Annotated in this window: 13 protein-coding genes; 9 read left to right on the forward strand and 4 right to left on the reverse strand. The window is 59.3% G+C overall.

What is annotated here, in order from left to right:
* Window positions 1-574 precede the first annotated feature (574 nt).
* From rhtA to AC1DQM_RS26370, 4 genes are all read left to right on the forward strand, one after another.
* The gene (gene rhtA, locus AC1DQM_RS26355) at window positions 575-1,462 is read left to right on the forward strand and encodes a threonine/homoserine exporter RhtA (RefSeq protein WP_477747066.1); all 888 of its coding nucleotides are present in this window, start codon (window positions 575-577) and stop codon (window positions 1,460-1,462) included.
* A gap of 170 nt (window positions 1,463-1,632) precedes the next feature.
* Window positions 1,633-1,914 (forward strand): hypothetical protein, encoded by a 282-nt coding sequence (locus AC1DQM_RS26360; RefSeq protein WP_018929955.1) that lies wholly within the window; start codon window positions 1,633-1,635, stop codon window positions 1,912-1,914.
* A 99-nt stretch (window positions 1,915-2,013) separates the two neighbouring features.
* Window positions 2,014-2,754 (forward strand): SDR family oxidoreductase, encoded by a 741-nt coding sequence (locus tag AC1DQM_RS26365; RefSeq protein ID WP_064616805.1) that lies wholly within the window; start codon window positions 2,014-2,016, stop codon window positions 2,752-2,754.
* A gap of 35 nt (window positions 2,755-2,789) precedes the next feature.
* A complete protein-coding gene (locus tag AC1DQM_RS26370) occupies window positions 2,790-3,386 on the forward strand; it encodes a 2-hydroxychromene-2-carboxylate isomerase (RefSeq protein ID WP_477747067.1) in 597 nt (198 codons plus the stop codon).
* A gap of 46 nt (window positions 3,387-3,432) precedes the next feature.
* On the opposite strand, the gene AC1DQM_RS26375 is transcribed toward AC1DQM_RS26370, so the two are convergent.
* From AC1DQM_RS26375 to AC1DQM_RS26390, 4 genes are all read right to left on the reverse strand, one after another.
* Entirely contained in the window at window positions 3,433-5,241 is a 1,809-nt protein-coding gene (locus AC1DQM_RS26375; RefSeq protein WP_477747068.1) for an aminopeptidase P family protein, read from the reverse strand.
* A 56-nt stretch (window positions 5,242-5,297) separates the two neighbouring features.
* Window positions 5,298-6,464: a cysteine desulfurase family protein gene (locus AC1DQM_RS26380; RefSeq protein WP_111454973.1), complete on the reverse strand. Its 1,167-nt coding sequence runs from the start codon at window positions 6,462-6,464 to the stop codon at window positions 5,298-5,300.
* A gap of 205 nt (window positions 6,465-6,669) precedes the next feature.
* Window positions 6,670-7,281, reverse strand: a complete 612-nt coding sequence (locus tag AC1DQM_RS26385; protein WP_019582476.1) for a LysE family translocator — start codon at window positions 7,279-7,281, stop codon at window positions 6,670-6,672.
* A 101-nt stretch (window positions 7,282-7,382) separates the two neighbouring features.
* The gene (locus AC1DQM_RS26390) at window positions 7,383-7,652 is read right to left on the reverse strand and encodes a hypothetical protein (RefSeq protein WP_018929961.1); all 270 of its coding nucleotides are present in this window, start codon (window positions 7,650-7,652) and stop codon (window positions 7,383-7,385) included.
* 311 nt (window positions 7,653-7,963) lie between these two features.
* Here AC1DQM_RS26390 and AC1DQM_RS26395 point away from each other — a divergent pair, with 311 nt between their 5' ends.
* The 5 genes from AC1DQM_RS26395 to AC1DQM_RS26415 all read left to right on the forward strand — a co-directional run bounded on the left by AC1DQM_RS26395 (window position 7,964) and on the right by AC1DQM_RS26415 (window position 11,326).
* Window positions 7,964-8,422 carry a VOC family protein gene (locus AC1DQM_RS26395; protein ID WP_018929962.1) on the forward strand — a complete coding sequence of 153 codons (459 nt, stop codon included), beginning with the start codon at window positions 7,964-7,966 and terminating at the stop codon, window positions 8,420-8,422.
* Between the two features lie 261 nt (window positions 8,423-8,683).
* The gene (locus AC1DQM_RS26400) at window positions 8,684-9,895 is read left to right on the forward strand and encodes a PepSY-associated TM helix domain-containing protein (RefSeq protein WP_305409715.1); all 1,212 of its coding nucleotides are present in this window, start codon (window positions 8,684-8,686) and stop codon (window positions 9,893-9,895) included.
* Window positions 9,892-10,434, forward strand: coding sequence for a hypothetical protein (locus AC1DQM_RS26405; protein WP_064616800.1), 543 nt, complete (start codon window positions 9,892-9,894; stop codon window positions 10,432-10,434). Before AC1DQM_RS26400 ends, AC1DQM_RS26405 begins: the two co-directional genes overlap by 4 nt.
* On the forward strand, window positions 10,431-10,751 hold the full coding sequence (locus AC1DQM_RS26410) for a hypothetical protein (RefSeq protein WP_111454979.1): 321 nt from the start codon (window positions 10,431-10,433) through the stop codon (window positions 10,749-10,751). The genes AC1DQM_RS26405 and AC1DQM_RS26410 overlap by 4 nt, the downstream gene beginning before the upstream one ends.
* Before the next feature lie 2 nt (window positions 10,752-10,753).
* Window positions 10,754-11,326: a DUF6162 family protein gene (locus AC1DQM_RS26415; RefSeq protein ID WP_477747069.1), complete on the forward strand. Its 573-nt coding sequence runs from the start codon at window positions 10,754-10,756 to the stop codon at window positions 11,324-11,326.
* Window positions 11,327-11,331: the final 5 nt, after the last annotated feature.

Below are 11,331 nucleotides of genomic sequence, written 5' to 3' on the forward strand. Positions count from 1 at the left end.
CAGTCTGACTCCACAAGCACCCACACGAATTGCTTGATTCAGTTGTTAAAGAGCGGTTGGTTAAGATCTTTCGTCTCAACCGAGGCGCGCATTCTACAGCAGCCTCTGTTGCTGTCAAGCGGTTATTTTCAGAAGTTTTCAAAGTTTCCCGTAAGAAACATCAGCAACTTCAACCACTTGCGCTTCCGATCTCTCGTTAGCGGGAGGCGAATTCTACAGCGTTAGTCGCTGCTGTCAACACCTCTTTTTCTCCGCTTTCGACCGAGAAGATCGAACCGTCAATAAGGCGACAACATCATGCCCTACCAACTCCTTCTGGCTTCGATGAACTGAAGCGTAACCGCTCTCGAAAACTGCGTAACTCGTTGTTTACCAAGGAGTTTTCCGTTTCGACTGCGCCGGAAGTGGGGCGAATTATAGACGTCCAGAATCTGCCGTCAACCCCTAATTACGCTTTTCTATCAGGATGTTCAAAATCCCTGCTTATATATAGACGCAACCGCAACGAATGCGCAGTATATTGCCCAACACATTACACACTACTCTCGTTTCTCACCTCGGACGATGCCACGCAATGAATGACCACCCCCGCAGCCTTGCCTCGACCCTGTTCTCGGTAGGCCTGCTCTTGATAGCCATGGCATCGATCCAGTCCGGAGCCTCCCTGGCCAAAAGCATGTTCCCGGTTATCGGCGCTCAAGGGACCACCACCCTGCGGCTGATCTTCGCCAGCGTGATCATGCTGCTGCTATTGCGCCCATGGCGAGCGAAGCTCACCGCAAAATCCCTGCGCACGGTAATTGTCTATGGGATGGCGCTGGGCGGCATGAACTTCCTCTTCTATATGTCCTTGAACACTGTCCCTCTGGGTATCGCGGTAGCCCTGGAGTTCACCGGCCCATTAGCGGTCGCTATTTATGCCTCACGTCGGGCGATCGACTTTCTGTGGATCGCTCTGGCGGCAGTGGGTTTACTGCTGTTGATTCCAACTGGCGCCGCGAGCGCAGGTATTGATCTGATTGGCGCAGGTTATGCCCTTGGCGCCGGTGTCTGCTGGGCGTTGTACATTCTGTTCGGCCAGAAGGCCGGTGCCGACAATGGCGTGCAGACCGCCGCATTGGGCGTGATGATTGCTGCACTGTTCGTAGCCCCCATCGGTATCGTCCATGCTGGTGCTGCGCTGCTGACACCCTCGCTGATTCCCGTGGCCATCGGGGTCGCGATTCTGTCCACTGCCCTGCCCTACACCCTGGAGATGGTCGCCCTCACACGGCTGCCGGCCCGGACCTTCGGCACATTGATGAGTATCGAGCCCGCGTTCGGTGCACTGTCCGGCCTGTTGTTCCTCCATGAATACCTTTCCCTGTCTCAGTGGATGGCAATCCTGTGCATCATTCTGGCGTCCGTCGGCGCAACCATGACCATGGGGAGCACCGCCAAGCCCGCAGTTGCGGCGGATTGATACGAGATTTGACGAGGGTCTAGTATTTACCGCTCATTTAGGCCATGTTTAGGCCACGTAACTCAGTGTCAGACATGGATTTTTTCAGATAGGGATATCAGAACGCTTCAAGCAAAAGCGAATGCAGGCAGACCCGGGCACAAAGATCCGGGGCCTCAATAAGGACAGCAATGAAACGAATTTTGATACTGATCGCCGTGCTTGCAGTTGCGGGCTGCGCGGCGACCTCGAAAACCCAGATCAAACACGGCAAGAAAGGGCTGCATATCAACTGTTCCGGGCTGTCGTCCTCCTGGGACCAGTGCTACACCAGCGCTGCCAACTCGTGCGCGCCCAAGGGTTACAAGGTGATTGCCAAGTCTGGGGATGCGGTCGAAGAGCCCGGAGATTATCCGTTTGGCCTTAACCCGGCCGGCTATACCAGCCGCAGCATGATCGTCATCTGCAAGTAATCCTCCAACCCTATTGGGCTTGCGTAGCCCGATAGGCGCCTCGCCCGGGATGCTGCTAACGTTCGTCAGTCACTGACCGTTCAGCAAAGGGCGACATCCATGACCACCGCTATCAATAGCAAGAAAATCGTATTGGTCGTCGGCGCAGGCGATGCCACCGGCGGCGCCATCGCCAAGCGTTTTGCCCAGGAAGGCTACGTCGCCTGCGTCACACGTCGCAGCGCAGACAAACTTCAGCCACTGGTAGATGCCATCACGATCAGCGGCGGCGAGGCTCATGGTTTTGCCTGCGATGCGCGCAAAGAAGAGGACGTGATTGCGCTCGTCGAGCAGATCGAAACCGCGATCGGCCCCATCGAAGCGTTCGTCTTCAATATCGGCGCCAATGTGCCCTGCAGTATTCTCGAAGAAACCGCCCGCAAGTATTTCAAGATCTGGGAAATGGCCTGTTTCTCAGGGTTTCTCAATGCTCGCGAAGTGGCCAAACGCATGGTCACCCGCCAACGGGGCACGATCCTGTTCACCGGGGCCACCGCCGGTTTGCGCGGTGCCGCAGGTTTTGCTGCCTTCGCCGGCGCCAAGCACGGGATTCGCGCCCTGGCCCAAAGCATGGCCCGCGAACTGGGGCCGATGAACATCCACGTCGCCCATGTGGTGGTCGATGGTGCCATCGACACCGACTTTATCCGCGACAGATTTCCGGAAAAATACGCGACCAAGGATCAGGACGGCATCCTCAATCCCGAGCATATCGCCGAAAACTATTGGTACTTACACAGCCAGCCACGGGACGCCTGGACGTTCGAGCTGGATCTGCGCCCCTGGAGCGAACGCTGGTAAGCCTTCCCCTACGACAAAAAGAAGAGCACATCGACATGAGTAAAACCGTGGAGTTCTTTTTCGACCTCGGCAGCCCCGCCACCTACCTGGCCTACACCCAACTGCCGAAAATCTGCGCGCAGACCGATAGTCAGCTGATCTACAAACCGATGCTGCTGGGCGGCGTCTTCAAAGCCACCGGCAACGCCTCCCCGGTGACCATTCCGGCCAAGGGTCGCTACATGTTTCAGGATCTGGACCGCTATGCCAAACGTTACGGTGTACCGCTGAAGTTCAACCCGCACTTCCCCATCAATACCCTGATGTTGATGCGCGCGGTCACGGGCATGCAATTAAGTCATCCCGAACGCTTTCAGGCGTTTATCGATTGCCTGTTTCATGCCCTGTGGGTGGAAGGGCGCAGCCTCGATGATCCCGCGACCGTTGCCGCCGTGCTGACGCAAAACGTTTTCGATCCGAATGAAGTGCTGGCACTGACCGCCGATGAGAACGTCAAAGCCGCCCTCAAGAAAAACACCGAGGAAGCAGTACAACGCGGTGTATTCGGCGCACCGAGCATGTTTGTCGGGAATCAACTGTTCTTCGGCCAGGATCGGCTGGACTTCGTCCTTGAAGCCCTGCGGGCACAATAGCCAGGCATGAGCCAGGCACTGTTTCCAGCGCCTGAACTCAAGCCGATCAAATAACCGCGGTCCGGGTGTTCAACCACTCAAGGGCCGCGCCATCGAGCAACGGGCTCAGGCGCTCGCGCACTTCGGCATGGTAGCCGTTGAACCACTGCTTTTCGTCTTCGGTCAGCAACGACGGTTCCAGGCAGCGGGTGTCGATCGGGCACAGGGTCAGGGTTTCGAACTTCAGGAATTCACCGAACTCGCTCTTGCCCGCCTCGCGGTTCAACACCAGGTTCTCGATCCGCACGCCCCAGCGGCCCGGACGGTAGGTGCCCGGTTCGATGGAAGTGATCATCCCTGGCTGCATTGCAGTTTGTGGCGCGGCTGCCGCCTGATAGGCGATCACTTGCGGGCCTTCGTGAACGTTGAGGAAGTAGCCGACGCCGTGACCGGTGCCATGACCGTAGTCGACACTTTCGGCCCAGATCGGTGCGCGGGCAATGGCGTCCAGCAACGGCGACAGAATGCCCCGCGGGAACTGCGCGCGGGAGAGTGCAATCACGCCTTTGAGTACGCGGGTGCAATCGCGCTTCTGCTCGTCAGTCGGCGTCCCCACCGGCACCATCCGCGTAATGTCGGTAGTGCCGCCCAAGTATTGGCCGCCGGAGTCGATCAGCAACAGGCCGTCACCCTCGATGACCGCATGCTCTTCTTCGGTGGCGTGGTAATGCGGCATCGCACCGTTGGCGTTAAACGCAGCAATGGTGTTGAAGCTCAGCGACACATAATCCGGACGCCGGGTGCGGGCCGCGGTCAGGTGTTCGTCGATGGTCAGCTCGGTGATGCGCTCACGCCCCCATGCCGCCTCCAGCCAGGCGAAGAATTCGCACAGCGCCGCGCCATCCTGCTCCATGGCCCGACGGATGTGCTCGGCATCGGCCAGGCTTTTTTGTGACTTGGCCAGGGTGGTCGGGTTCAAGCCTTCGACCAGTTTCACATCACTGTTCAAGTTATCCAGCAGACCTGCCGTGACCCGCGCCGGATCGACTTGCAGGCTCGCGCCGCTTGGTATGGCGCGCAAGGCGGCGGCCACTTCGCTGTAATCGCGCAGGGTCACGCCGTCCTGTTCAAGGATGGCACGCAGCTCGGCGCTGACTTTACTCAGGGCGACGAACAAGGTGGCCTGTTGCTGGCTAATGAGCGCGAAGGACACAAACACCGGGTTGAACGACACATCGCCGCCGCGCAAGTTGAACAGCCAGGCGATGTCATCGAGGGTGGCGATGAAATGCCAGTCGGCACCGCGCTCTTTCAACACGTCACGCAGCTGGGCGAGTTTTTCGCCACGGCTGACGGTCGCCTGAGGCGGTAAGTGCTGATAAATCGGCTCGTTCGGCAAGCTCGGGCGATCACTCCAGACTTCGCTCAGCAAATCGATGTCAGTGCGCAGACGTGCGCCGCGTTCTTGGAGTTTGCTGCTCAGGGTACGCGCCGACGCCACGGCCATCACCGCGCCATCGACTGCAACGACACCGCCTTCAGGCGTTTGCTCGGCCAGCCAATCAAGCGGGCCGGGTTGACCCGGTTGCAGCTTGACCAGCTCGATACCGCTGCCCTTGAGTTCCTTGCTCGCTTGTTCCCAATAGCGGCTGTCGGCCCAGACGCCGGCGAAATCCGGTGTGACGATCAGCGTGCCGACCGAGCCATGGAAACCCGACAGCCACTGCCGCCCCTGCCAATAGCCCGGCAGGTATTCCGACAGGTGCGGGTCGGCCGACGGCACCAACAGAGCATGAATGCCCTCCCGGCTCATCAGCTCGCGGGTTTGCGCCAGGCGCCGGGGTACCAATCCATTGATCGAAGGCTGCGTACTCATCGTGTCTCCTGCTAACCACTTCATCATTATTGTTTGGTGCCGATCAGAGTCGGCGCTTAAGGACCTGTCGCCCAGAATGCCGGAGCACTGGCGGTGGCCGTTTTGATCAGGTGCGCAGCCTGGTCGATATCTTGCTCGGTGGTGAAACGCCCCAGGCTCAGGCGAATGGTGCGACTGGCCGAGCGCGCGTCATGCCCCAGCGCCAGCAGCACATGAGATGGCGCATTACTGGCGGAGTTGCAGGCCGACGTCGCGGAAAACGCGATCGAAGTGCTCAACGCCGCGGAGTTGAACTCACCTTCGTTGAAGGTCAGGCTCAGGGTATGGGGAATGCGTTGGGTCGGACTGCCATTGACGCGAATACCGGAAATGCTCAGCAGCTGATCGAGCAAGCGTTCACGCAGGCGCACGATGGTGGCTTTTTCTTCATCGAACAAAGCGGCCGCCAGTGCGAAAGCGGCGCCCATGGCTGCGATCTGGTGCGTCGCCAGAGTACCGGAACGCAACCCGCCCTCATGGCCGCCACCGTGGATCTGCGCCTGCAGGCGCTGTTGCGCACGAGGCCCGACGTACAGCGCACCGATGCCTTTGGGGCCGTAGACCTTATGCGCCGAGAACGACATCAGATCCACCGGCCACCGGGCCAGGTCGATCGCTACTTTGCCCGCGCCCTGAGCCGCGTCAACGTGGAACAACGCATCGCGATCACGCACCACCTGGCCGATGGCCGGGATGTCGTTGACGGTGCCCAGTTCGTTATTGACCAGCATCAGCGACACCAAAAAGGTGTCTTCGCGCATCGCCTCGCTGACTGCTTGCGGAGTTATCAGGCCTTCGGCATCGGGCACCAGATACGTCACGGCTACGCCGGCATCCTGCAATTGTTTGGCGGTGTCGAGAATTGCCTTGTGTTCAATCTGGCTGGTGATGATATGGCCGCCGGACACACCGCGGGCCTGGGTAACGCCCTTGAGTGCCAGGTTGTTGGATTCGGTGGCTCCGGAGGTCCAGACGATCTGCTCGGCCTGGGCGCCCACCAGTTCGGCGACCTGGCGCCGTGCGTGCTCGACCGATTGCCGGGCCTGTTGACCGAAGGCATGGGAGCTGGACGCTGGATTGCCGAAGTTACCCGTGAAGCCCAGACACTCAACCATCACCTTGATGACCCGCTCATCCACCGGCGTGGTGGCGGCGTAGTCGAAATACAACGGACGTTTATTCATAGAAGACTCGCAGAGCGTGTTCCGGGATCAGGAAGCTCGTCACTGGAAATATCAAAGCGCCGCCTTATGAGCGGCGCCGAATTTGCAGAACGATAGCAATACCTGATCGGAGGCCATTAAAGAAGAACAACTTCATTTAAAAGTGCGTAGGAACGCTCCTGAAGTCGAGCTTAACAGGCATCGGGCAACCGGTTGAAGCAATGCGTCAGCTAAAACTTTCAAGCAACAACGGATACATGGAAGCCACCAGCAACAAGGCCATGCCCCAGTTGAACAGGCGTAGCCAGCGGCGATCGCGCAGCACATTGCGCAACAGCGTGCCACAACCGGCCCACACACCGACGCTCGGCAGGTTGATCAGAGCGAAGACCGCGGCAATCACAATCACATTGGTGAAATAGCCCTGCATCGGCGTGTAGGTGCTGATGGCACCGATGGCCATGATCCAGGCCTTGGGGTTGACCCATTGAAACGCCGCCGCGCCCAAATAACTGATCGGCTTGCCCTCGCCCTGCTCCCCCTCGGCGACCGGCCCGGAATGCGCAATCTTCCAGGCCAGGTACAGCAAATACGCCGCGCCGACATAACGCAGCACGGTGTAAAGCAGTGGATAGGTTTGAAACACGGTGCCCAGGCCGAAACCAACGGCCACCACCAACACGAAGAAGCCGCAGGTAATGCCCAGCATGTGAGGGATGGTGCGGCTAAAGCCGAAATTCACGCCCGAGGCCAGCAACATGGTGTTGTTCGGGCCGGGGGTGATCGAGGTGACAAGGGCGAACAGGGCAAAGCCCAGCAGAAGGTCGAGTGAGAGCATGGGGGGCAGTCCATCAGAGTCAGTCAGGTGTTGACCCTATCGCACGCCTTGAGGGAAACCCATGGACAGTTGCGTGAAAGTTAGAGCAGTACAGTTGTCGCTCAGCTTTGGCGACCGTGCATCTGTACTGTGCGCTCGGCGTTCATCTCGCCTTGCTTGTCAAAACTGATCGATTTGGTCGGCTGGCCGAGCAATTCGGCTTTCTTCGCGTGGTACTCCTCGAAGGACAAGCCCCGACGGTTCAAGGCTTCCAGCGCCAGTTCCCGGGTTTCTTCAGCGGTGTAGGGGCGTAGTTCCGGTGAAACATGACTGGCACATCCGGCGAGGACGGAAACGGCGAGCAACAGAAAAGTGGTGAGTAGAGTTTTCATTTCGAAAGTCCGGATAGCTGGGTTCGGGGCAATGAACACAGGCTACCGACGCGCCCCGACGGGCAGAAATCAATGCTCTCGATAGTGGGTATCGGGAATTGGTGAACTGGCAGTGAACAAGCGTCGCGCCACAGAGAACCTGTCGATCCAGGTTCTTACCGCTGATGCACCAAAATTGCAGTGCGGCGCGTTGTCGTGACTGCGGCTACTCGTCGGGCACTCAGTTGTAGCGAAGGGGTTGACCTATAGTTATCCGACCGGAAAACGGCGAAGGAACACCTTAACTCCACAACAATAAAGGGAGAACCGTCATGAGCGTCAAACCTATTCCAGAGGGTTATCACAGCATCACCCCTTATCTGGGCATTCAGAAAGCTGCCGAAGCCATCGACTTCTACAAGAAAGCCTTTGGCGCCACCGAAGTCATGCGCCTGGCCATGCCCGACGGCGGCATCGGGCACGCCGAACTGCGTATCGGCGATAGCCCGATCATGCTGGGCACACCCTGTGACCAAGGGCCCTTGAGCAACCCGGACAAATCGCCGTCCGTGGGCCTGCATTTGTATGTGAACGATGTGGACAAGTCCTATAAACAGGCCATCAATGCCGGTGCCACGGTGGTGTCCGAGGTCAAGGATCAGTTTTATGGCGACCGCACGGGGACCTTGAAGGATCCCTATGGGCATGTGTGGTTTCTGGCCACGCGCAAGGAGGATCTGACGCAGGAACAGATCGAACAGCGGGCGAAGGAGATGTTCAAGCAGGGTTGATAGCTTCGGTATGTGATCAGCCCCCATCGCGAGCAGGCTCGCGATGGGGGCATCACATTCAACATCAATATTGGCTGTTCCCACACAGCGCAGAAACACGAAACATTTACTTTCATATCCCCTTTCGGGATTTCCGATGCTCATACGTCTTATTTAGATGCAGCCGGTCGCGTAGGCAAAAGCCACGACCGGGCCTTTCATGGACCTCAACGCTGGGAAGCCCGCAGCAGAGGTCCTCTCATCGAAACAAGACCTTTAATCATGTCGAAGAAATCCCGCTCAAAACTCTGGTTTCTGGTCCATAGCTGGCTGGCCCTGCCCATCTGGTTCTTTGTATTGATCGTCTGTGTGACCGGCACATTGGCGGTGGTCAGTCAGGAAATCGTCTGGCTGGCCAACCCGCAAATGCGCGCCAGCCCGCCTTCGGACGACGCGCCGCTGCTCAGCTATGACCAGATCATCGCCGCCATCAAAAAGGCCGAGCCCCAAACGCTGGTCGAAAGTATCAACCGTCCCGACGAGTCGCATTTTGCCCTGGATGTGAAGGTCAGCTACCCGGACGGACGCTCGGTGACGGTCTATGTGAACCCCTACAGCGGGGCGATTCAGGGCACCGCTCCACCCTTCAACTTCCAGGCCTTCACTCGCGCGCTGCATGGCTGGTGGCTGGTGCCATTCACCAACGGCTACAGCTGGGGCTGGTATCTGGTGTCGTTCCTCGGCTTGCCGATGCTGGCTTCACTGGTGACGGGGCTCGTGGTCTACAAACGGTTCTGGAAAGGCTTCTTGCGACCGACCCTGCGCATTCGTCATGGCGCGCGGATTTTCTGGGGCGACTTTCACCGGCTCAGCGGCATCTGGTCAATCTGGTTCATTGCGGTGATTTCCGTCACCAGCACCTGGTTCATGATTGAAGCGATCCTGTTCGATAACCATATTTCGATTTCCACCGCGCCGGTCGCCCCCGTCGTCCCGCGTGAGAGCGTGCCGCTCACCGTCGATGGCGCACCGGCGCCGATGATCAGCCTGGAAAGCGCGATCCGCGAGGCCAAGGAGCGCATTCCTGGCCTGGAAGACAGTTCCGTCAGCCTGCCCGCCAATGCCTATAGCCATCTTTTGGTGAGCGGGCGCAGTTGGTACCCGTTGATCTACCAGAGCGCCGAGGTCAACCCTTACACCGGTGACATTTCCACCACGCGCCTGCTGTCGGATCGTTCGGGTCTGGAGCTGGTGACCGAATCCATGCGTCCGCTGCACACCGGCGATTTCGGCGGTATCTGGATCAAGCTGATCTGGTTCTTCTTTGGTCTGATCCTGAGCATGATGGTCCTCAGCGGCCTGTTGATCTGGACCAAACGCACCGCCCTGGCCACGGCCAATGCGCTCAAGCGCAGCAACAAGCGTCCACGGGCTGCGCTGACCGGCCAGCCGGCCCCGGCCATGAGCCGCGAAGCCACGGAGGGCAGCCGATGAGCCAGGTCGCAGCAGAAAAACCACGCTCGCCGCTAAGCCGCTTCTGGCACACATGGCGTTTCCACATCAACGTGCTGCTGTTGCTGGTGCCGCTGGGATTCATGCCCAAATACTTCGCCGACGCAGCGCTGTTTCGCGGAGACACCGGCCTGGGTGAGCGTGAAGTCGGAGAAGTTCAGGTCGGCCCCTGGAGCCTGCGCCTGGCTGAATTACGCAACGCTGCCCCGGTATCCGATGGCCCTGCCGGCTACTTGAAGTCCTTCAATGCTGCGCTCTGCGACAGCTGTCGCGATCAGGTCAAGGCGACTTACCTGCGCATTGGCAAACCGCGCAGCCTGCGCGCCGCCGGGGTGATTTTCTTTGGCACGCCCTACCACATGGGCGCCGCGCTACCGGTACCCGAAAAGACCAAAAACGACGCTGAACTGTGGATCACCATGGAAGGCTGGGACGGCGCCATGCATCAAGCCTCCATCCCCCTGAGCCAGGCGTCGCCGGCCACCGTCGCATGGCTGAACAGACAAGGAGGCAAACCATGACCAGCGTTTTTCGCCCCGTTTTACTGGTGCTCTGCACCGTCTTCAGCACCAGCGCTCTGGCCCACAACCCGATGTGCGAGTGCAAGGCCATCGACGCCGAACAGATCCGTTGCACCGGTGGTTTCTCCGACGGCAGCGGCGCGCCGGGCGTGACTCTGGATGTGATCGGCTACGATGAAACCATTCTGGTGCCAGGCAAGCTCGGCACCGATTCGACCCTGACGTTCAAGAAGCCCGGCGCTGAATTCTACGTGCTGTTCGACGCCGGTCCCGGCCACGTGGTCGAGATCGACCAAGCCGACATCGAGGCGCCCTGAGCATGAGCACGCCAACCACCCAAGTGGTGCGCCCGGCCGGAGCCGGCCATGAAACCCTCTATGTGTTGCTGTTGTGCCTGATGATCCTGGCGGTGGCCGGCTCGGTAGTCGCCTGGCGCGGCGAGTCCCGGGAAGTGAGCAACGTCGGCAGCCATCAACTGGATGCCCGCCGCGACCTGAGCGCATCCGAGCAAGGTATTTACGCAGACCTGCGGGTCACGCTGGATGAAATCCATCTGTTGCGCGAGGAACAGCAAGCGCTGCCCACACCCGCCACCCTCGCCGAGGAAGGTTTCGCGCCGTTTGCCCAAGACGCCAGTTCTGTCAGTCGAGGCGGTCATGCCTGGCAATTGCTGGACGCCAAGGCGTACTTCGGCCAGAGCCAGGCACCCACCGTGGCCGGCTCATTCCTGATGCGTTTGACTGCTGACGACGATGCGCCAGACATCTGGCTCAACCGCTCCAAAGCCCTCGCGCCCCCGGCTGATCTGACTGACGCCGCGCTGGAAAGCGCTGGCTGGCAGCAGATCGTCGCGCAATTCGATGCTGGGGTCACCCGCCAGCATCGGCACTGAACCCT

This window comes from Pseudomonas sp. 01L34 (assembly GCF_056400265.1).